Below are 21,004 nucleotides of genomic sequence, written 5' to 3'. Positions count from 1 at the left end.
AACGGATATGCACAGTCAGTTCAATTACAGACAGCTTGTTCAGTAACTTGTGGAGTGTCAAGAGTCTTCTAGACTGGGCGCCCTCACAGCGCGACGGACGATCGAGGAGAGGTGGCTTCGTGGCCGAGGACAGACGGACGAGGCGCTCACGCCGCGCCCTGGGGGCCGCCCTGGTGGAACTGGTGCTGGAGCGCGGCTGCGCGGCGCTGACCGTCGAGGACATCACCGAGCGGGCGGACGTGGCCCGTGCCACGTTCTACGCCCACTTCCGCGACAAGGAGGACCTGTTCGCCCGGGTGACGGCCGACCTGCTGGCCGGGCTCGGCGAGCGCCTGGAGCCCGCCGTCGCCGACAGCCGGGTCGGCTTCACCGGGAAGCCGGTCCTGGAGATGCTGCGGCACGCCCGGGAGGAGCGCGACCTGTACCGGATCGTCCTGCGGGGCGAGGGCGACGGCAAACCTCTCCAGATGTTCACGGATGCCGTCGCGCGGGCGACGGCCCAGGAGTTCCGCGCCCGCGCGGAGCGCAACGCGGTGCAGCCCCGCATCGACCCCGAACTGCTGGCCCGCGTATGGGTGGGCGAGCAGATCTCCGTGCTGCGCTGGTGGGTCGAGCAGGACACGCCGTCGCTGCCGGCCGAGGAGGTCGTGCGGATGCTGCTCGACCTGGCCCTGCGCGGCAGGTACTGGGCGAGCGGCTTCGACACCCGGGACTGATCCCGGCCGGGCCCCGGCGGCCGGCCCCGGAGCGGGGCCGGCCGCCGTGCGGTCAGCCGACGCCGAGCCGCCGCGCGTCCCGCTCGGGCCGGATGGTGACCAGGGCGACGACGGCGCAGACCAGCATGACGGCGGCGGACAGCAGATACGCATGCGCGTAGCCCTCGCTCCGGGTGGTGGCGGAGTCCAGCAGACGGCCGGTCAGATACGGGGACACCAGCCCCGGCAGCGTCCCGGCCGCGGCGACGACGCCGAACACGGCGCCCCGCTGGAGCGCCGGGACCACCGCCGACGCGGTCATGTAGTGCAGCGGGAAGACGATGGCGTGACCGCCGAACGCCACGGCGAGCAGCACGAGATGGGCGCCCCGCCCGTCGACGAAGGGCAGGGTCGCCATCGCGAGTGCCGCGACGCCGACGGCGACTCCCTGCGGGGCGCCCGTGGACCAGCGGGCCGAACGGCCGCGCCGCCGGAGGGTGTCCACCAGTACCGGCACAGAGAGCAGCAGCACGAGGCTGAAGGCCGAGATCGCGCTGATGACCGTCGCTGCGCCGCCCGGCGCCATGCCGAGTTCGGTGCGCAGGTAGGCGGGCAGCCAGGCGTGGCTCAGCGCCAGCGCCCAGGAGGCGCCGAAGGCGGCGACGACGGACCCGAGCACCGTGCCGTTCAGCAGCAGGCGCCGGTAGGGCAGCCGTACGGGCGGCGCGGACACACCAGGAGCCCCGGCCGGCGAGGCGTCGGCGGCGGCCCCGTGCCCACCGGCCCCGCCCGCGGACTCACCGCCGTAGGGGCCGTCGTGGCCGACCCACCACCAGATCACGCTCCACACCACGCTCGTCACGGCGAGGACCACGAAGGCGGAGCGCCAGCCGAAGTCCGTGATGAGCCAGGTGACGACCGGCGCCGCGACCAGCATGCCCAGCGCGGCACCGCTGATCTGGAGCGCCGACGGCAGCCCTCGCCGGTCCGCGGGGAACCACTTGTACAGCGCGTGCATCGACATCGACGCCGCGGGGCCCTCCGCGGCACCGAGCAGGACACGTCCGGCCACCAGCGCCGGGACCGAGGCGACGACGAGCACCGGCACCTGCGCCACGGCCCACAGGACGGCCATGGTGAAGAGCAGCACCCGGCTGGAGATACGGGCCGAGGCGAAGCCGACCAGCAGCCCCGAGAGGCTGAACAGCAGCGAGAACGAGCTGGAGATCATCCCGTAGGTGCTGTTGCTGATACCCAGCTCGTCCATGATCGGGACGGCCGCGAGCCCCAGCACGGACTTGTCCGCGTAGTTGATGAGCATGAACGCCACGATCATCGCGGCGATCAGCCAGGCGTGACGCCGGTCGAAGGCCGGTCGCGCCGGCGCTCCCTTTCCTTCGACCCCGGGGACACCGCCCGCGGCGTCGAGCGGCGGGGCGGACGAGGACGGTTCGGCCATGGGGCACACTCCTGCGGCTCTGGAGGAAGCATGGAAAGGGAGGGGAAGGGGGCGGGGCGCGGAGTCGGTGCGGGGAAGGGAGCGCGCCGGAGCGCTCGTCACCCGCGACAGCACGCGCGGCAGCCGTGCGACAGCCGTTCGCCGGCTGCGCGACGGCTGCGCGCAACGACCGTGCGACAGATTCCATACACACTGTCTGGTATCGATCGGAACATGTGGCAACGTAGACCGCCCTGGCCAGATCGTCAACGATCCGTCGAGGAGAAATTGGCCTCTGTTCCTGTAAATGAACAATGTGTACGGTAACGAATGACCTGCATGGGAACCCGCAGGAACCCACGGCCCGAGGAACGGAGCGACACATGACCGAGGCCCACCCGCTGAGCGACCTCGGCTGGACGCGCGGCTACACGGACCCGGCCTGGATCCGCCGCTTCACGTCCGCCGGCCGGGAACTCTCACCGACCCGCCGCGTCTGGCGGGGCGCCGGCCGCCCCCGCGACCTGCCCGCCGGAGGCGACGGGTCCGGGCTCGACACCGTGCCCCTCCCCCTCGGCGGCGGCGCCACGGTCACCCTGCCGGAGCTCTTCGCCGCCGCGCAGACGGACGCCTTCCTCGTACTGCACCGGGGCTCCGTCGTGTACGAGCGGTACCTGCACGGCACCGAGGCGCACACCCCGCACTTCAACGCCTCGGCGGCGAAGTCCTGGCTCGGCCTCGTGGCGGCGGTCCTGGCACACCGGGGGCTGCTGGACCGCGAGGCCCCCACGACGGCCTACGTCCCCGAACTCGCGGGAACCGCCTTCGGCGAGGCCCGGATCCAGGACCTGCTGCACATGGGCACCCAGGTCGCCTACGGGCGCCGCCCCTTCGACAAGTCCATCGAGGCGCAGCGGTACTTCGCCGTGATCGCCCCCCGGATGCGCCCTGTCGACCACAACGGCCCCGCCACCATCCGCGAGCACCTGCTGACCGCCCGTGCCACCGGCGCCCCCGGCACCGGTTTCCGCTACGAGAACGGCAATGTGGAGGCCCTCGCCGAGGTGCTGCGCCGGATCACCGGCCTGAGCACCTCGGCCCTGCTCGGCGACGTCCTGTGGTCCGGGATCGGTGCCGAGGAGGACGCGTACTACGTCCTCGACGCCGACGGCGTGGAGGCGGCGAGCGGCGGCTTCAGCGCCACGGCACGGGACATCGCCCGCCTCGGCGAGATGCTGCGCTGCCGGGGAGCGGTGGGCGACCGGCAGGTGGTGCCCGAGGCGGTGGCCGCCGGCATCGCCAGCGGCGTCCCCGACGGCTACCCCCGCCGTGTGCGCCTCCCCGGCGCGCCCCTGACCTCCCCGGCCACGCTGTCGTACCACGACCTGTGGTGGATCCCGAACGACGCCCACGGCTCGTTCATGGCCAGCGGCATCCACGGCCAGCGCCTGTTCGTCTCCCCCGGACTCGACCTCGTCGTCGTCCACTTCGGCTCCCAGGTCGTCTCCCCCTCGGTGCCCGCCGTGCCGTTCGCGCGGGCCTTCCTCGGGATCGGCGCGCAGCTCACGGCGGCCGTCCCCGTCTAGCGGCCGCCCTGCCGGACCTCGCCGTCCGCCCTGGGGGGCTCGTCGTCCGTCCCGTCGGGCTCGTCGTGGGGACGGGCGTCGTGGGGACGGGTCTGCCGGGGTGCCACGACGTCGTCTTCGTGCGGGCCGTAGGCGGATCCGTAGGCCCTGGCCAGGGCGCCGACGGTGTCGGCCATGGCCCGGCGCAGTTCCGGTGGTCCGACGACCACCACGTCGGCGCCCAGGCGCAGCAGTTCGCCGCAGGCGTGGCCGGTGCTCTCGGTCGGGACGACCGCCTCGATCCAGCCCGCGTCACCGACGGGGGTCGCCGTGCCGTCGACCGCCCGCACGAACTCCGGGGGGACGTTGTCGGGCAGACGGCGGCGGCCCCGGGGAGAGAGGCGCACGGTGGCCGTCCCCGTGTAGCGGCGGGCGCCGAACTCGTCGAGGTAGGACGTCCAGTACGCGCCGAGGTCGAAGTCCGCGGGCCGGTCGAACCGTTCGCCGGTGAGCGTCGCGTCGAGGACACTCGTCACCCGGTAGGTGGCCGTCCGCTCCCCGGACTCCGCCACGAGATACCAGACACCGGACTTGAGCACGAGCCCGTAGGGCCGCAGCCGTCGGTGCACCTCCTGCGGCGCGCGCCAGCGGCGGTAGCGCACGTCGACGGCCTGCCGGCCGATCACCGCGTCGGCCAACAGCGGCAGATGGGGTGCGCTCTCGGACTCCCGGTACCAGCCGGGGGCGTCCACGTGGAAGACGGCCGCGGTGCGCCGGGCCTGCTCGCGCAGCGTGGTGGGCAGCGCCGCCAGCAGCTTCAGGCGTGCCGCCGTCACCTCGTCGCCGATCCCGAGATCGGCGGCGGCGCCGGGCAGTGCGGCGAAGAGCAGCGCACGCGCCTCGGCCTCGCTCATGCCCGTCAGCCGGGTGCGGTAGCCGTCGACAAGTCGGTAGCCGCCTGCCCGGCCGGTCTCCGCGTAGAGCGGGATGCCGGCGGCCTGCAAACGGGTCAGGTCGCGGTAGGCGGTGCGGACGGACACGCCCAGCTCGTCGGCGAGCGCGCGTGCGGACATGCGGCCGCGGGACTGCAACAGCAGCAGCACCGACAGCAGTCGACCGGCAGACATGCGCGCAATTCTCCCCCGGAGACCCGGACACCCGGAAACACTGACAGCCCCTGGCACACCCCTCTCCTACCGTCGGCTCACACCGGCTGCGGGGCGGACGACCCGTGACCGCCGCCGGGGAAGCGAACCGAACAGGAGCCTTGCCGTGCCCGCTGCCCGCGTCACCGACCCCAACCACCCCGCTGTGTCCGCTGCGTCTGCTGTACCTGCCGCGTCCGGCGCGTCCGGCGGGCCGTCGGGTGACCCCGTCGTCCGCCCCGCCGTGATCGAGCTGCGGCAGTACACGCTGCGCCCGGGTCGCCGGGACGAGCTCGTCGAGCTGTTCGACCGGGAGTTCGTCGAGACCCAGGAGGCGGCCGGGATGGTGGTGCTCGGCCAGTTCCGGGACCGGGACGATCCGGACCGCTTCGTCTGGCTGCGCGGATTCACGGACATGACGGCCCGCCACCGGGCCCTGACCGACTTCTACGGCGGCCCGGTCTGGGCCGAACACGGCCCCCGAGCCAACGCCACCATGCTCGACTCCGACAACGTCCTCCTGCTGCGGCCGCTCGCGGACCCGAGCGGCTTCGCCGTCCGGCCGTCCGAGCGGCCCCCGGCCGGTGCCCCAGCGCCGGGCACCTGTGTGTCGGCGACCGTGTGGTCCTTCCCGGCGGGCCGGGATGAGGGCGTCACGCTGATCCGCGACGGGCTGCTGCCCGTCCTCCGCGCCCTGGGACCATCGCCGCTCGCCGCGCTCACCACGTCGACGGCGCCCAACACCTTCCCCAGGCTCCCGGTGCGCACCGGGGAGAACGTCGCCGTGGTCGTCACCTCGTACCCGGACGACGAAGCGCGGCGCCGGCACCTGGCCGAGGTGCTGGCCCATCCCGTCGTCCGGGACGAGATCCTGCCGGGCATCGAGAAGCACCGGACGGCGGCTCCGTGGACACTGCGCCTCGCGCCCACGGGCCGTTCGCTCACCGTCTGACCCGGGGTCTGCCGGGGGCCGTGGCGGCCAGGGGTCCGGCTACTCCGGGGCGGGGAGACACCCGGGCGGGACGGCCGCCGCCTCCCGGGTGTCATCCCTGTAGCGGGCGGCCATCGCGGTGGCGCGCTCGTGCAGGGACGCGCGCAACGCCCGCGGTGCGAGCGCCTCCGCGTCGGTGCCGAACTGCCACAGCGCCCACTCGGCGTGCCGCATGTCCTGAAAGGTCGCCTCCAGCCGCAGCCGACCGTCCGCGTCCGGCGTCCGCGCGCGCACGGCCAGCGCCGTGTCCAGCAGTTCCTCCCGCCGCGCCGGATGCAGCCGCAGCAGCACCGTCACGTGGTCCCCGCCGGAGAGGAAGCGCGCCGAGCGTTCGCGCCAGATCCGGTCCAGGTCGACGCTGTCCGGCCGCTGCGCCGGCTCGGGCAGCACCTCGGCGGCCAGCACCCGCGCCAGCCGGTAGGTGCGGTCCTCGCCGGACCGGGTGGCCAGCAGATAGGCCCGGTCCCGCACGGTGACCAGGCCGATGGGGTCCACCGTGCGCCACCGGGGCTCCCGGCCGGTCGGCGCGTAGTGGATGCGCAGTTTGTGCCCGGCGAGCACCGCGCGCCGGACCTCGCCCATGGTGTCCCCGGGGATCTCGTCGGTCACCTGGCGGCGCGCCAGCAGGTCGGTCTCCGGGTCGACGAGGAACCGCCGGGCGGCGTCGCTCGCGGTCGCCCGGTGGCCGGCGGGCAGCGCGTCGACGACCTTCCGCATGGCGGAGGCGAGCGCCGAACCGAGGCCGAACACCAGCTCGCCGCGGCCCGATCCGGCGGTCAGCAGCGCGAGGGCCTCGTCGTGGTTCAGACCGGCGAGATCGGTACGGAAGCCGGGCAGCAGCGCGAACCCCCCGTGCCGGCCGCGCTCGGCGTAGACCGGCACGCCCGCCGCGGACAGGGCCTCGATGTCGCGCAGCACGGTGCGCGTGGACACCTCCAGCTCGCGGGCCAGTACCTCCGCGGTCAGCCGGCCGCGCTGGCGCAGCAGCAGAACCAGGGAGACCAGCCGGTCGGCACGCATGCGGGCACGGTAACGGAATACGTGACCGAGGGTGTCGTGATTTGTTGCGAGGCTCGTGCACACGACGTCCCCGGCCGGCGGTGCACCGGCGGGGGGGCGTATGTCCGTGGATCCGTGATCCCTGAACGGTGATCCGTGGATCCGTGATCCGAACCGATTCCGAAACGAGCTGATGTGGCAGTGGCAGTCGAAAGAACGGCGGTCAACCCGGTGGCATGGTCGGCGGCCCTGGGGTTCCACCAGGGCGAGGTCGTCTCCGGGCACACCCGCACCCTGTACATCTCCGGGCAGACCGCGATGAACGGCGACGGTGTGCCCCAGCACGACGGCGACATGGCGGGGCAGTTGGCGCTGAGCGCCGACAACGTGGAGGCGGTGCTCGGCGAGGCCGGCATGTCCCTCGCGGATCTCGTCCGGCTCACCGTCTACACGACCGACGTCGACCTGCTGCTGCGGCACTACGGCGTGCTGGCGGCACGGCTCGGCGCCGCCGGGGTGGCTCCGGCCACCTCCATGCTCGGGGTGACACGGCTCGCGGTACCGGGCCAGCTCGTCGAGCTGGAGGGCACCGCCGTGGCGTGATCCGCCGGTGTCCGCCGTCCGTGCCGGCCCGGTACGGACGGCGGACGCGCCCCGGGGGCGGGGCGGTTGTCAGTGGGGTCGTGCATGATCGGCGGGTCAGTCCACTCCGGCGACGAGGACGTGTCATGCCGATCACCAACCAACGGGCCGCCGACCACCCGTTCCTGCGCCACATGTACGGGGACGCGTACTTCCCCGATCACATCGTCGACCGCGGCAGGGCGATCCTGGTGCGGCTGTGCGAGCGGATCGAGGCCGAGCGGCCGTCGGACCTGGCCGCGCTCTACGCGCTCACCCAGGCCGCGACGGAGGAGTTCAACGGCCTGGACGAGGAGTTCGGGGCGGCCGGGAGCGGGATCGAGACGGTCGGGCGGGAGTGGATAGCCGAGGACTTCTTCTTCGTCGCCTCCGCCTACGGGTTCGCGGACGCGGACGTCGAGGAGCTGATCGCCAACCGGGACTGGTGACCACGGCGGGCGGCAGAGGGCAGGGGGCAGGGATGCAGGTCGTCAGATCAGGCGGAAGAGGTGGGCCGCGGCGCGGGGGTCGGTGAAGTCCTCGACCGTGCGGAGGTTGTCGCAGAGGGCGTCCAGGACCGAGCCCTCCCCGGCGGCCGGGGGCGCGCCGACGGCCAGGCCGAAGACGCGGAAGCCCAGCCGGTGCCTGGCCTCGTTCCAGCCGCGCATCCATTCCTCGGTGACGCCGCACTCGTCGTCGGTGATCATCACGATGTCGCCGCGCGAGCGGGCGGCGTCGCCGAACTCCTCCTCCAGGACCTCGCGGGCCGCGGTCAGGGGTGTCTGGTAGCTGGTGCCGCCGCCGAGGAAGGTCTCCGCGAAGTCGAGGACCGGCTCGACGCCGGCTTCCCGGCCTGCCGGGAAGCGGAAGACCCGGACGCGGTCGGCGGCGGAGAACAGGATGCCGACGAAGTCGCGCCCCGCGTGGCGGGCCTGGTCCAGCAGGGCCAGGGCGCATGCCTTGGCCCACGCCTCGCGGGTGATGCCGCCGGGGCCCTCGATGTACATGGAGTGGGAGGTGTCGACGCAGGCGATGACGGCGCCCTTGCCGCTGTTCCGCTCCCCCCGGCTGTCGTAGAGCATCAGCTCTCCGGCGGCGTAGCGTGCGGCGAACACGGCGCGCAGCTCCGGCAGGCCGAGGTTGGCCAGTTCGGCGGGTACGAGCCGGGAGAGGTCGCTGCCGAGGGTGACGCCGACGAGTTCGCCGGTGGTGTTCTCGACCTTCCGGGCGCGCTCGCCGCCGGCCATCTCGCGGAACCGGCCGATCAGTTCGGCCCACCGGGTGAGACGGCTGGTGCGCAGCCGCTCGGCGAGCCGGGCGCGCCGGTCGAACGGCATGCGCTCCAGCGTGCCGGGGGCGACGCCCCACGCGCGCATCAGCGCGGCTTCCCGCCGCGCTGCCCGCGCGGCCCGCGACACGGCGCCTGCGGACGCGGCGCGGGTGCCAGGAGCAGCGGCGGCGAGGGCCTGCGCGGCGTCCCGGGCCGCCCGCCGGGCAGCGGACGCGTCGGCCTCGGCGGCCGCGACCGCCCGGTGCACGGCGTCGGCGGCGTCGGCCGGGCCACGCCGTCGTCCTCGTCCGTGCCGGCGGCCGCCGCGGCCTGCCGGAGCGCCTCGGCGACGGCGGTCGCCGCGAGGTCGGAGCCCTGCTGGGCCGACGCGGCCCGCTCGGCCCGCTCGCGGGCGTCCCCGGCGCCGTCGAGCATCCGGCGTACGGCGGTGGCCAGGGCGAGCACGGCCATGGCGGCGGCGTACGGGTCGCCGGCCGTCTCGCGGCGCAGTTCGGCGAAGTCGGGTGTGTCCGCCAGGCTCTGGACGAGGTGGTGGTTGACCAGCAGGCCGGGGGCCATCTCGGCGCGCTCGCGCAGCAGCGGTCCGGCCGTGAAGGCGGCCTGGAAGAGATCGGCCAGCAGCTCGTTGGTGTGCGGATGACGCCTGCTCAGTTCCGCGTCCAGCTCGCGCAGTCCGGCCGACTGCTCGTAGGTGTCGCGCCAGGTCATCCGGTCGAGGCGGTCCGCGACCACGGCCGTGGTGTGCCGCCCGGGGGCGGCTGCGGCCGGGCCGGCCCCCGGGCCGCTCTCCTCCTGACCGGGCCCGTCCTCCCCGTACCCGTGCCGCCGGCCCCGCCCGTCCTGCCGGTGCTGCCCGTCCTGCCGGTGCTGCTCGGCGTGCCCGTGCTGCTCGGCTTGCGTGTTGTCCACGGCCTCGGGTCCTCCGGGGTTCAGAGCTGGGCCTGGACCGTGCTCGCGTCCATGCCCAGTGCCTCGGTGAGGACGCGGGCGCGGACGGCCCGCTGCCGGCCGGTGACCCGGTCGATGGTGGCCGTGGACCGCCCGGCGACCGCCGCCTCCTCGCGGAGCCGCTCCAGCCGCTTGCCCGCCGTGGCGAGCTTGTTGTGGGCGTTCTTGATGACCCACTCGCTCAGCGCCTCGCGGGACTGCCCGGCCATGGCGTCGAGCTGGGTCTCCAGTTCGTGGAGGGTGTCCGCCAGGTCGAGTGCCTCCTTGGCGTCGGGGTTGACCAGGTGCAGCACCTCACGTTCGACGGTGGGGCGCTGCGCGGGAGAGTCCCACAGCACATGGGTCAGCATCTGCAGGTCGGTCTCCGTAACGGCCGGGCGGCCGTCCAGGTAGGCGGAGGCCTGGAGCAGCCCGACGGCCTGCCGCCAGCGGCGGTCGGAGGCGACGATCTCCCTGCGGCGCAGGGCGGACCGCAGCGCGCACACCGCGTCCACCATGTCGTCGGGGACCTCCACCGCGGGGACGGCCTCGGTCACGGCCTGGCGCAGTGCGGCCAGTTCGACCGTGGTCCGGGCCGGCGCCGGGTGGGGCCGTGCGACGGCCGAGCGCACCAGCGCGGCGAAGTTCGAGGGGTCCTCGAGGTAGCCGACCTCCACGCGCACCAGCAGCCGGTCGTAGACGGCGGCCGTGTCCTCGCCGTCGGGCAGCTCGTTGCTGGCGGTGATGGCGCCGATGAGCGGGCAGTGGATCGGGGCGCCGCCGTTCTCCGGGTGGTAGATCCGCTCGTTGAGGAAGCCCAGGGTCTCGTTCAGTGCCGCCGTGGAGCACTTGAAGATCTCGTCGATGAACGCGATGTGCGCGGTCGTGGCGCGGCCCTCGTACACCTGGCGGTACTCGCCGCGGGCCAGCGCGGCCACGTCGACGGGGCCGAACATCCGGGTGGGCGCGGTGAACTTCGACAGCAGGATCTCCCAGTAGGAGGCGCCGTCGATCCGGCCCGTGAGCTCGCGGGCCAGCTCGGACTTGGCGGTGCCGGGCGGGCCCAGCACCAGCGAGTGCCGGCCGGCGAGCAGCGTGGCCGTCAGCGTCCGCACCACGTCGTCGCGCTCGTAGAAGCGCTCCGACAGCTCGCCGACGATCGCCCGCAGCCTCGCGGCCGTCTCCCGCTGCTCCGTGTCCCGCCTGTCCCCGTCCCGCGCTTCCATGTCCCGCCCCTCCCCCATACCCGTACCCGTATCCGTATCCGCGTGGCCGTCCCCGCCGCGCCTCACACGTCGCTCGGGCCGTCGCCGTCGCCGTCCCACCCGCCGGGCACCGCGCGCGGGGCCGTGCCCGGCGCCGCCGTCCGGGCGGCGCGGCGCCGGCGTCCAAGGCGCCGTGCGCGGGGCGGTGGGCGCCGCGCAGCCGGTCCTCCAGCGCTTCCAGCAGGCCGGGGAGGTCGGGGGCGACGGCGAGGTCGTCCAGGGTGCTCGCGGCGAGGAACCCGGTGTCGGAGATGCCGCGCAGGGCGCTCAGCAGCGGTGTCCAGAAACCTCCCGCGTCGAGGAGGCCGACCGGCTTGGTGTGGAAGCCGAGCTGGCGCCACGACCACACCTCGAAGATCTCCTCCAGGGTGCCGAGGCCGCCGGGCAGGGCGGCGAAGGCGTCCGCGCGGTCGGCCATGATCGCCTTGCGCTCGTGCATCGAGTCGCAGATGACGAGTTCGCTCACGCCGTCGTGCGCCCACTCGCGTTCGATCATGCTGCGCGGCATCACCCCGATGACCTCGCCGCCCGCCTCCAGCGCGGCGTCGGCCAGGATGCCCATCAGGCCGGTGCTGCCGCCGCCGTAGACGAGGCCGATGCCGCCGCGGGCCAGCTCGGCGCCGACACCGGCGGCCAGTTCGGCGTACGCCGGGTCGTGTCCGTCGGAGGAGGCGAGGAAGACGGCGAGGCGGCGCATGCGGAACTCCGGTGACGGCTGCGGCGGACGGTCCGGTCTACCACGGCCGCATCGCCGCCGACCAGCGGAATACGGACGGCCGCCGCGCCCGGCGCCCCGCCGGGCGGGGCCGGGGCGGTCAGTGGCCGGCGAGTTCGCCGGTGAGCCTGCGGTGGAGGTCGGCGCTCGGGTCGTTGAGGCCGGTGATCTCGACGGTCTTGCCGCGCTGGGCGTACTTGGTCTCCACCGCGTCGAGGGCGGCGACCGAGGAGGCGTCCCAGACGTGGGCGTCGGACAGGTCGATGACGATCCGGCCGGGATCGCCCGCGTAGTCGAAGCGTCCGACGAGGTCGTTCGACGAGGCGAAGAAGAGCGCGCCGGTGACCCGGTAGACGACGGTGGTGCCGTCCGGGTCCGGCACGGCGGTGACCTCGGCGAGACGGGCGACGCGACGCGCGAAGACCGCCATCGCGGTGAGGGAGCCGAGGACGACGCCGACGGCGAGGTTGTGGGTGGCCACGACGGCGCCGACCGTGACGACCATGACGGTGATCTCGCCCGCGGGCATCCGGCGGAGCGTGGCGGGGGCGACGGAGTGCCAGTCGAAGGTCGCGAACGACACCATGACCATCACGGCCACCAGCGCGGCCATGGGGATGTCGGAGACGACCGGGCCGAAGACGATGCACAGCACCATCAGGAACGCGCCGGCGAGGAAGGTGGACAGCCGGGTCCGTGCGCCGGAGACCTTCACGTTGATCATCGTCTGGCCGATCATGGCGCAGCCGCCCATGCCGCCGAAGAAGCCGGTGACGATGTTGGCGATGCCCTGGCCGACGGACTCGCGGGTCTTGTCGGAGCGGGTGTCGGTGATGTCGTCGACGAGCTTGGCCGTCATCAGGGACTCCATGAGGCCGACCAGCGCCATCGCGAACGCGTACGGGGCGATGGTCGTGAGCGTCTCCAGGGTGAACGGCACGTCCGGCAGGCCGGGCACGGGAAGGGCGGACGGCAGCTCGCCCTTGTCGCCCACCGTCGGCACCGCGATCGCGGCGCCGATCGTGATCACCGTCAGGACGACGATGGAGACGAGCGGGGCGGGGACCACGGTGGTGACCTTCGGGAAGAACACCATCAGCGCCAGACCGGCCGCGATCAGCGGGTACACGGCCCACGGCACGTCCCGCATCTCCGGGATCTGCGCCATGAAGATCAGGACGGCGAGCGCGTTGACGAAGCCGACCATCACCGAGCGGGGGATGAACCGCATCAGCTTCGCCACCCCGAGCACGCCCAGCACCACCTGGAAGACACCGGCGAGGATCACGGCCGCCACGAGGTACCCGAGGCCGTGCTCACGGTTGAGCGGGGCGATGACGAGCGCGACCGCGCCGGTGGCGGCGGAGATCATCGCGCGCCGGCCGCCGACGACGGAGATGACCACGGCCATGGTGAACGAGGCGAACAGGCCGATCGCGGGATCGACGCCGGCGATGACGGAGAACGAGATCGCCTCCGGGATGAGCGCGAGGGCGACGACCAGGCCGGCGAGGACCTCGGTGCGCCAGACCTTGGGGTCGTTCAGCCAGTCGGGCTTCAGACGGCGCAGACGCGCGACCGGGGACACTGCGATGGCGGCAGAAGACAACGGACGGTACCTGTCGTGCTCGGGCGGCCCCCGGCGGGCGGGGCGGGGGCGCGTGAGGAGAGCGGGGGCCGGACCGGCGCCCCGCGGACGGCTCCGCGGTCGCGGAGCCGGACATCGGAGGGGGTCGGGACGCGGCGGGGCCGGCACGGTGGCGCGGCCGGGCTCACGTCCGGCGGCGCGGTGTCACGGCGGGCAGGGGGCGGCGACGGGCGTCATCGGCTCGCGCACGCTTGTCTCCTGTGTCTCCTGCGGGAATCCTCACCGGGATCGCGGCCGGGGGCGGCATCGGCCCCGGCACGACGGCGGCGGGGGCCCGTCGGGGCCGTCCCGCCACCGGCGATCCTACCCCGGCGCGCCGGGGCGGGGTCCGTCGCCGCCCGTCCGCTGCCGGCCGGGCCGGGGCGACCGCAGCAGGACGGGGCGGAGCCTGCTGTAGCCGCGGACGGACACCGGGCGGAGCGCTTTCAGCGCGTAGTCCGTCCTGCCCGCCAGTTCGCCGGCGAACGCCGTGTCGACCAGGACGGTGCCGGGGCGGGCCACGGCGGTGAGCCGGGCCGCGACGTTCACCGTCGCCCCGTAGACGTCGCCGAAGCGGCTGAGGACGACGCCGTGGGCCAGGCCGGACCGCACCTGCGGCAGCTCCCGCTCCGCCTCGGCGCGTGCGGTGAGCTCCAGGGCGATGTCCGCCGCCTCGGACGCCGTCCCGCAGACGAAGAGCACCTCGTCGCCGATGGTCTTCACCACCTGTCCCCCGCCTTCGGCGACCGTGTCCCCGGTCAGGCTCTCGAACCGGTCGAGCACCCGGACGAGTTCGGCGTTGCCCAGGCCCCGGGTCAGCCGGGTGTACCCGACCATGTCGGTGAATCCCACTGCCCGTGCGCGGACGTCGGCACCCTCGCGGGCCGTCGCCTGCCCGCTCTTGCCCGGTCCCGAGGGCTGCGGCCCGGCGGGGGCGGCCTCCTCCGCGTCGGCGAGCGTCCGTTCGGCGTGTGCCGCCAGATGCCTGCGCCACACATGGCGCTGCAGCAGCTCCATCTCCGCCAGCAGCGTCCCGGCGTGCTCCGTCAGCGCCGCGGGGTCCGGGAGGACGCCCGTGTCCTGGTTGATCCACACCCAGAGGGTGTGCACCTGCCACTCGGCGAGGCGGGACAGGTGGTGCCCGAGGGCGCGCGCCATCATGGTCTCGCTGCTCTCGGTGATGAGCCCGGCCCCGATGAGCCGCTCCCCCGCCCGGAGCGCCTCGACGTCGGCGTCGGTGAACACCCTGGCGTCGTCGTCGGCCGCCGGGAAGCCGAGCGCGTGCCAGATCTGCGCGGTGCGCTCGGGTGTCACCCCGGACCGTTCGGCGATGTCCCGCCTCGTCCACAGCCGGCCGCCGCCGAGCAGCACCTCCTCGATCGTCCGCCGTACGTCGTCCGCGGCGGCGGGGGCCGGGGTCCGCTCCGGCGGTGTGCTCATGTGGTGTGCACGATCAGGACGTCGAGACCGGCCTTCCTGGCGATGTCCGCGGGCACGGAGCCCAGCAGGCGCCCGGCGAGCGAACGCAGCCCCCGGTTCCCGACGACCAGCAGATCCGCCGAGCACTCCCGCGCGGTCCGCACCAGCGCGGCGACCGGCTCGTCCTCCACGGCGATGGTCCGCACGTTCCCCGCCCCCTGCGCGCGGGCCCGGTCCGCCGCCGTGCGCAGCGTGTCCTCGGCGGGCGCGGACCCCACGACCTGGTACGCCTCGGCCCCTAACCGGTCCTGCGCCGTGGCGAGTTCACGCCCGCGCATCGGCACGTACGCGCAGACGACCACCAACTCCCCCTCGCACACCGCGGCAAGCCGCGCCGCCGCCTCGACCGCCGAGTACGACGACCTCGATCCGTCCGTGCCCACCATGACCGTCCGATAGACCGCCACCGCACCAACCCCCTTACTCCGGAGTAAACTTACTTCAGAGTAAGCTAGAACGCCGGGACTCCCCCGGGCAAGAGGGCGCGACGCCGCGGGGCCTCGCGATGGGCGAGCCATGGCCCCGAAGCTCTCGACCGGCGCAGGGGCCTGCGGCACCCAGCCGGACCGGCGTTGCCGTCACCCCGCGACGTCAGATCAGGTAGGGCCAGAGGGTCACACGGTCCGAGGCGACGGCGAGCTCCACCCATGCGCCGTCCGCGCCGTCGGCGATCGGCGGCACCACGTCCAGGAGAATCGGCGAGACTCCCATCTGCATCCAGGCGCCGCCCTCGACGAGGTGGAACCGTCCGCGCATGACCACGCGGTCGCCCTCCTGCCACAGACCCGGCTCCGAGAGCCCGGCCGGCACCGTGTTGACGCCCCAGTGGACGTCGTCGTCGACGGTCCACTCGACGTGATGGTGCCCGTCGGCCTCGCGAGGATCTCCGCACCAGACCACCTCGGCGACTCCGACAGGTGTGTGGACCCGGACTCTCGTCCGCTCCTGGCCGACCTTCGCCAGTCTCCCCGTGCGCACCAGCATTCCCTCATGATCCGATGCGCGGCCGCCCGCCCCTTCGGGAGCCCCCCCCAACCGGCTCCCACCCCGGACCGCGGTCCTCGTGGCGGCGACACGCCCCGGTCCCGGACAGCTTTGGCGAGGGTGCGGCGGCTGGGTCATGCTGGTGCCGCGAGTGCAAAGGCTGAGCAAAAACGGGGGAGAACGCGATGCTGCGCATTCATTTCACCGATCCCGACCTGGGCCGCACCAGACTCGCCGCGCGCCCCGACCCGCTGTGGGAGATCGCCGCGAGTCTGCACCGGCTCCAGTCACGGAAGGGCGCCTGGGCGTTCGCCGGGTGGAGCCGGATGGCGCGGCAGCGGTTACGGGAGAAGAAGCTGGACCGGCAGGTGCGGGACATCCTGCTGCGCCTGTACCCGCGGGCCGAGTACTTCCCGGACTTCCTGACACCGGCCGGCGCCCTGGACGGGTTCGACGCAGGCGTGGAGGCGATCCTCGCCACGCCGCCGCGCCGGATCCTTCAGGAGGTGACCACCCTCGACCGGACCGTCGGCGCGCCGCCCTGGGTCGGCCGGCTCGTCGAGCCGTCGGCGCGCCGGGAGCTCGTCGGGCTGCTCCGCGCGTACCACGAGGCCGTGGTGGTCCCCTACGAGGAGGTCGCGCTGGCGAAGCTGGAGGCCGAACGGGCGGCGCGCTGCCGCGGGCTGCTCGACGGGGGCGTCGACGGCATGCTCTCCGGGCTCGGCCCGATGATGCGGTGGCGTCCGCCGGTCCTGGAGGTCTCCTACCCCACGCAGGCGGCGGACCGGGACCTGCATCTGCACGGCCGGGGGCTCACGCTCGTCCCCTCGTACTTCAACTGGGCCGAGCCGGTCGCCTTCGCCGATCCCGAACTGCCGCCCGTCCTGTGGTACTCGATGCTCCACGAACCGCCCGCGGCCGGCGTTGACGACCCCGGGAAGCCCCTGACGGCCCTGCTGGGCCGGGCCCGGGCGGTCGCCCTGCACGCCGCGGCCGCCGGTGCCACGACCGGGGAGATCGCGCGGGCAGCAGGGGTCTCGGCATCGTCCGCCAGCAGGCACGCGACCGCGCTGCGCGACGCGGGACTCGTCACCACCGTCCGCCACGGCCCGGCCGTGCTGCACACACTGACCCCGGTGGGGGCGTCGATGCTGCGGGCCGCAGCGGCCCGGCGTCGGCCCGGGCCGCTCGCCCCCGCCTGACGCCGGGCGCGGCGGCGCTGGGCAGGCGCGGGCAAGCGGCGGCGCCTGCCCGGCCGACCGGGCACGGGGTACGCGACGGTCGCGACGTCGTCAGCGTAGTTGAACGCCTGGACGGCGACGGCCAGGTCAAAGCGCTCGCCGCGGGCGGGCGGTTCGGCGATGCGCCCATCTCGTAGCGGCCCCCAGCGGCTCCTCGTCCTCCCAGGCCCGGGCGGCGGCGATCATGACGCCCGAGATATCGATGCCGAGCACGTCGGACGCGCGCGGCACTTGAACTCCCGGCTTTGACATCCTCTCCGCCTAAGGGGCGGCGATTTCCGCCTGGCTGCCGGATGTCCGGCTGGCCTTCGGGTGGGTTCCTGTTTCTTCGCGCTGCGCCGGGATGTGTCCCGGTCTTACCCGCGCTCCGCAGGCAGTGACCGCCAGCCCGGCGGCCTTGGCGACGTTGATGGCCGCGTTGATGTCCCGGTCCAGGACGGCCCCGCAGGCCTCGCACATCCACACCCGGACGTTGAGGGGCTTGGGGCCGTCCTTGACGCCGCAGGCCGAGCAGACCTGAGACGTGGGCTCGAACCGCCCGATGCGGTGGAAGGCGCGCCCGTACAGGGCAGCGTTGTACGCCAGCATCGCGGTGAACGCCGACCATCCGGCGTCGTGAACGGACTTCGCCAGGCGAGTACGGGCAAGTCCTTTGACCGCCAGGTCTTCCACCGCGACCGCTTGGTTCTCGCGGATCAACTTGGTGGAGAGCTGGTGGTGAAACTCGCGCCGCGCATCGGCGGTCCGTGCGTGGGCGCGGGCAACCCTGATCCGGGCCTTCGCCCGGTTGTTACTGCCTTTCGCCTTCCGGCTCAGGTTCCGTGGTGCTCCCCTCTGGTCCGGGCGCCGGCCTTCGGGAGGGCCGGGGTTCCGGCGGGAAGTCTCGCCGCCGGCCGCCGCGGCGCCGTACTGGCGCTAGGCATCGACCTGCCGGGGCGGCTTCGTGTGCTTTTCGTCCGACGACGGGCGGGTCGGCGGTCCGTAGGAGGATCCGACGGGCGGGCCCCGGCGCGGCGATGAGTATCGGGCTCCGGGCCGGTCTATCCCTCTGCAGGGGACAACCCGATCGTCAGGAGCAAGTGATGGGCCTCATCCACATCGAGATGTTCGCGACCCTCGACCTCGTCGGCCAGGCGCCGGGCGGCCCGGACGAGGATCCGGCGGGCTTCCCGTACGGCGGTTGGCAGGCGCCGCTGCTGGACGACGTCGCCGGGGCGCAGGTCGCGTCGGCGTACGAGGGCACGGACGCCCTGCTGCTCGGCCGGCGGACCTACGACATCTTCGCGGCCTACTGGCCGCACCAGGAAGGCGGCCAGGACAACGCGATCGCCACGCTGTTTAACAGGATTCCGAAGTACGTGGCCTCTCGCGGTACGCCCGACCTCGCGTGGGCCGGCTCCACGCACCTCGGCCCGGATCTGGCCGGTGCGGTCCGCGAGGTCCGCGACCGGCACGAGAACGTGAAGGTGGTGGGGAGCCTGAACCTCGTGCAGACCCTGCTGCGCGAGAAGCTGTTCGACCGGCTCGACCTCTGGCTGCACCCGATCGTGCTCGGCGTCGGCAAGAGGGTGTTCGAGGACGGCGCGGTACCCACCAACGTCACCCTCCTCGCACCCCCGGCGGCCGGCCCGCGCGGCACGGTGTACCTGCGCTACGGCCTCGCCGAGGGCACCCCGGCCACGGGTGACATGGCCGCGTCCGACCGCGGGGCCGCGAGCGGGTGACCGGCGGACGGCGGCGTCCGGGTCCCGGGTCCCCGCCGTCCGGCGCCTGACACCTGGCGTCCGGGGCGATATCAGCGGGATGGGAGGAATGGTCTAGAGTTCCCTGATGATCTTTATCGTAGTGAAGTTTCCGGTGAAGCCCGAGCACGTCGAGGAGTGGCCCGAGAAGGTCGGCGCGTTCACCCGCGCCACCCGCGAGGAGCCGGGCAACCTGTGGTTCGAGTGGTCGCGCAGTCTTGAGGACCCGAACACCTTCGTCCTGGTCGAGGCGTTCCAGGACGACGCCGGTGCGGCCCACGTGAACTCCGACCACTTCCGCGCCGGCCTGGAGGCCATGCGCCCCCTGCTGAGCCGCACCCCGGAGATCGTGAGCACCACGATCTCCGGCGCCGAGGGCTGGAGCGCGATGGGCGAGCTCACCATCGGCTGACCTCCGCGCGGCGACCGGTGGGGCGGGGCGGGAGCCGCCCGGCCCCACCGGAACACCCTCGGGCCCCCGCCGCCGAAGCGGCCTCAGGCGCGCCCGCCGCCCCCGGTGAGGTCCGGGCACCCGTCGGCGAAGCCCTGCGAAACGGGCTGCCACACGCCCTGGTCCTCACGCGAACTCAGCCGGTCCGCTTCCGCTGCGGCGTCCACGAGCTGAGTGGTGGTCAGGGGAACGGCCGCGGCGAGGACGCGTCCCAGGTGGTGGCAGTGCACCATCGGGCGGATCCCCTCGCCGTACGGCTCGCCGGCAACCGCGAAGAGGTCGGGCAGGGTCCAGCCCAGTGGGCCCGCTATCGCGGACAGTTGCTGCCGCCGGTGTGGGTTCGGTTCCCAGCGCTCCACCATCATGTTGAGCGTGCTGCGGGACAGTCCCAGGAACGGCAGTTCGCGGATCCCGAAGCCGCGGTTGCGGATCAGCTCGCCGAGCACGGCGGAGCACCTGGTCCGGGCGGGACGGGACCTCGGCCACGGCAGTCGCGTGCCCGTTTCCGCCGCGGCGTCCCGCGGCAGCGAGCGGACGAATGCCTCCAGCGCGGCGAGCTGCGGGTGGTCGCAGTGACTGGCCCGGTAGACGAACACCCGCACCGCTTCCGCGTCGCGCTCCGGCGGGAGGAGGTCTGCGGGGACCGGATGGCCCGCGACGGCGAGGAGATCGGCCACCGGGATGTCGAGTTCGGCGGCGCGTTCGGTGACGCGTCGCGCGGTGGTGTCGGTTCCGGTCGCGGCGATGCCGCGCAGGATGTCGGCGCGTTCCATGCGAGGAGGGTAACGGCGGCCCGCGCGGACGGAGGGGGCCGAGGCCGCACCCATGTGACGGTGCCGGGGCGGCGCGCATACGACGGGGCCGGACCCTGGGCAGCGCATGCGAGGGTGCCAGGCGGATGGCTCCCGCCCGGCACCGTCACGGCCCGTCCGTCACGGGCGGGGTGTCAGGTCCCTCGCCCGTGCGGATGGATCAGTGGTGGCGGTGGTGGTGGCGTCCGCCCCAGGACTCGGTGTCGACGGTGCGGCCGCGGTCGTCGCGCAGGACGGCCGTGTCGGCGCGGTTGCCCCAGATGTGGTCGCGGCGGTCCTGGTAGACGTCCGTGCGGGTGTCGCGGCCCTCGCCGGTGTGGACACGGACGGTGGCGCGGCCGCGCAGCCGCACGTCGTCGAAGCGGTAGCGGTTGCCGTCGTCGTCGCGCAGCGTCCAGCCCCGCAGGTCGACCGCGTGGCGGGTGTTGTTGGTGATCTCCACCCACTCCCCGTTCAGCGACCGGTTGGAGCGGTTGTCGCGGCCCGGGCTGTCGGCCTGGACGGCGCTGATCTCCACCCGCGGGGTGCGGTGGCGGTCGCGGTCTCCGTCGTGCGCGGAGGCCGGCAGGGCGACGGCCGAGACCACGGCGCCGGCGGCGAGAACGGTGGCCGCGATACGGCGGGCGGAAGTCGAAGCAGACATGGGTGCTGTCTCCTCAGGAACAGTGCCCCACACACCGGAAGGGCGGTGGTGGCAGTGCGGGTCCCCGGCCCGTCGTGGGCCGGGGACCCGAACTCTGCACCGGCCGGAGGGGCGCCGGCGGGCCCACCGGCGCCCGTTACGGAATGCGGATATCTGCGTAACTGTCGCCTGTAACGGTCACGCATATGCGCTGACCGTGGCCCTGACATTCACTGATCGCTACACCCATCCTTTGAACGATCAACAGAAAGGGATTTCCAGCCACCCGCGCACCACCGGTCGCGCCACCCGGCGCACCACCGCCACGTGGGTGAACGGATGAGGTAACGGTCCTTCTGCACGTTTCTTCGCACAGCGGAACGGATCTCGCGCA

The 21,004-nt window shown here is 73.6% G+C and carries 18 protein-coding genes and 3 pseudogenes; 8 read left to right on the top strand and 13 right to left on the bottom strand.

Annotated features, from left to right (window positions below; genetic code table 11):
* Positions 1-119 precede the first annotated feature (119 nt).
* Complete coding sequence (locus JE024_RS34595; RefSeq protein WP_205377815.1) at positions 120-716, top strand: TetR/AcrR family transcriptional regulator; 597 nt, start codon at positions 120-122, stop codon at positions 714-716.
* Positions 717-768: 52 nt separating this feature from the next.
* Here JE024_RS34595 and JE024_RS34590 read toward each other — a convergent pair whose 3' ends face one another.
* Positions 769-2,154 (bottom strand): MFS transporter, encoded by a 1,386-nt coding sequence (locus JE024_RS34590; protein WP_205377814.1) that lies wholly within the window; start codon positions 2,152-2,154, stop codon positions 769-771.
* 362 nt (positions 2,155-2,516) lie between these two features.
* On the opposite strand from JE024_RS34590, the gene JE024_RS34585 reads away from it, so the two are divergent.
* The gene (locus JE024_RS34585; protein ID WP_205377813.1) at positions 2,517-3,719 is read left to right on the top strand and encodes a serine hydrolase domain-containing protein; all 1,203 of its coding nucleotides are present in this window, start codon (positions 2,517-2,519) and stop codon (positions 3,717-3,719) included.
* On the opposite strand, the gene JE024_RS34580 is transcribed toward JE024_RS34585, so the two are convergent.
* Positions 3,716-4,825, bottom strand: coding sequence for a helix-turn-helix transcriptional regulator (locus JE024_RS34580; RefSeq protein WP_205377812.1), 1,110 nt, complete (start codon positions 4,823-4,825; stop codon positions 3,716-3,718). The two genes, JE024_RS34585 and JE024_RS34580, sit on opposite strands and share 4 nt — an antisense overlap.
* A gap of 262 nt (positions 4,826-5,087) precedes the next feature.
* Here JE024_RS34580 and JE024_RS34575 point away from each other — a divergent pair, with 262 nt between their 5' ends.
* Complete coding sequence (locus tag JE024_RS34575) at positions 5,088-5,795, top strand: putative quinol monooxygenase (protein ID WP_244883622.1); 708 nt, start codon at positions 5,088-5,090, stop codon at positions 5,793-5,795.
* Positions 5,796-5,834: 39 nt separating this feature from the next.
* On the opposite strand, the gene JE024_RS34570 is transcribed toward JE024_RS34575, so the two are convergent.
* Complete coding sequence (locus tag JE024_RS34570; protein WP_205377810.1) at positions 5,835-6,854, bottom strand: helix-turn-helix transcriptional regulator; 1,020 nt, start codon at positions 6,852-6,854, stop codon at positions 5,835-5,837.
* Positions 6,855-7,034: 180 nt separating this feature from the next.
* Between JE024_RS34570 and JE024_RS34565 the strand changes: the two genes are divergently transcribed.
* Complete coding sequence (locus JE024_RS34565; protein ID WP_205377809.1) at positions 7,035-7,436, top strand: RidA family protein; 402 nt, start codon at positions 7,035-7,037, stop codon at positions 7,434-7,436.
* 125 nt (positions 7,437-7,561) lie between these two features.
* Complete coding sequence (locus JE024_RS34560; protein WP_205377808.1) at positions 7,562-7,903, top strand: DUF5713 family protein; 342 nt, start codon at positions 7,562-7,564, stop codon at positions 7,901-7,903.
* A 42-nt stretch (positions 7,904-7,945) separates the two neighbouring features.
* Here the strand turns inward: JE024_RS34560 and JE024_RS34555 are convergent.
* The 7 genes and pseudogenes from JE024_RS34555 to JE024_RS34525 form a co-directional block, all read right to left on the bottom strand.
* A pseudogene (locus tag JE024_RS34555) lies at positions 7,946-9,303 on the bottom strand (VWA domain-containing protein).
* Between the two features lie 371 nt (positions 9,304-9,674).
* On the bottom strand, positions 9,675-10,898 hold the full coding sequence (locus tag JE024_RS34550) for an AAA family ATPase (protein WP_205377807.1): 1,224 nt from the start codon (positions 10,896-10,898) through the stop codon (positions 9,675-9,677).
* 274 nt (positions 10,899-11,172) lie between these two features.
* Positions 11,173-11,634: pseudogene (locus tag JE024_RS34545) on the bottom strand (LOG family protein); the annotation flags it as partial.
* Between the two features lie 118 nt (positions 11,635-11,752).
* Positions 11,753-13,240 carry a SulP family inorganic anion transporter gene (locus tag JE024_RS34540; protein ID WP_205378519.1) on the bottom strand — a complete coding sequence of 496 codons (1,488 nt, stop codon included), beginning with the start codon at positions 13,238-13,240 and terminating at the stop codon, positions 11,753-11,755.
* 363 nt (positions 13,241-13,603) lie between these two features.
* On the bottom strand, positions 13,604-14,719 hold the full coding sequence (locus JE024_RS34535; RefSeq protein ID WP_205377806.1) for an adenylate/guanylate cyclase domain-containing protein: 1,116 nt from the start codon (positions 14,717-14,719) through the stop codon (positions 13,604-13,606).
* Positions 14,716-15,165 carry a universal stress protein gene (locus JE024_RS34530; RefSeq protein ID WP_205377805.1) on the bottom strand — a complete coding sequence of 150 codons (450 nt, stop codon included), beginning with the start codon at positions 15,163-15,165 and terminating at the stop codon, positions 14,716-14,718. The genes JE024_RS34535 and JE024_RS34530 overlap by 4 nt, the downstream gene beginning before the upstream one ends.
* Before the next feature lie 184 nt (positions 15,166-15,349).
* The gene (locus tag JE024_RS34525) at positions 15,350-15,742 is read right to left on the bottom strand and encodes a hypothetical protein (RefSeq protein WP_205377804.1); all 393 of its coding nucleotides are present in this window, start codon (positions 15,740-15,742) and stop codon (positions 15,350-15,352) included.
* Positions 15,743-15,927: 185 nt separating this feature from the next.
* Here JE024_RS34525 and JE024_RS34520 point away from each other — a divergent pair, with 185 nt between their 5' ends.
* On the top strand, positions 15,928-16,944 hold the full coding sequence (locus tag JE024_RS34520) for a helix-turn-helix domain-containing protein (RefSeq protein ID WP_205377803.1): 1,017 nt from the start codon (positions 15,928-15,930) through the stop codon (positions 16,942-16,944).
* Between the two features lie 300 nt (positions 16,945-17,244).
* Here the strand turns inward: JE024_RS34520 and JE024_RS34515 are convergent.
* Positions 17,245-17,811 (bottom strand): annotated as a pseudogene (locus tag JE024_RS34515) (RNA-guided endonuclease InsQ/TnpB family protein); the annotation flags it as partial.
* A gap of 254 nt (positions 17,812-18,065) precedes the next feature.
* On the opposite strand from JE024_RS34515, the gene JE024_RS34510 reads away from it, so the two are divergent.
* Positions 18,066-18,707, top strand: coding sequence for a dihydrofolate reductase family protein (locus JE024_RS34510; protein ID WP_205377802.1), 642 nt, complete (start codon positions 18,066-18,068; stop codon positions 18,705-18,707).
* 106 nt (positions 18,708-18,813) lie between these two features.
* On the top strand, positions 18,814-19,137 hold the full coding sequence (locus tag JE024_RS34505; protein WP_205377801.1) for a putative quinol monooxygenase: 324 nt from the start codon (positions 18,814-18,816) through the stop codon (positions 19,135-19,137).
* An 83-nt stretch (positions 19,138-19,220) separates the two neighbouring features.
* Here JE024_RS34505 and JE024_RS34500 read toward each other — a convergent pair whose 3' ends face one another.
* Positions 19,221-19,949, bottom strand: coding sequence for a hypothetical protein (locus tag JE024_RS34500; protein ID WP_205377800.1), 729 nt, complete (start codon positions 19,947-19,949; stop codon positions 19,221-19,223).
* A gap of 199 nt (positions 19,950-20,148) precedes the next feature.
* Positions 20,149-20,631: a lamin tail domain-containing protein gene (locus tag JE024_RS34495; RefSeq protein WP_205377799.1), complete on the bottom strand. Its 483-nt coding sequence runs from the start codon at positions 20,629-20,631 to the stop codon at positions 20,149-20,151.
* Positions 20,632-21,004 lie beyond the last annotated feature (373 nt).

This window comes from Streptomyces zhihengii (genome assembly GCF_016919245.1).
GTDB lineage: Bacteria > Actinomycetota > Actinomycetes > Streptomycetales > Streptomycetaceae > Streptomyces > Streptomyces zhihengii.
Note: the sequence above shows the minus strand (reverse complement) of the source record. Positions and strands in the feature narration are given on the sequence as shown.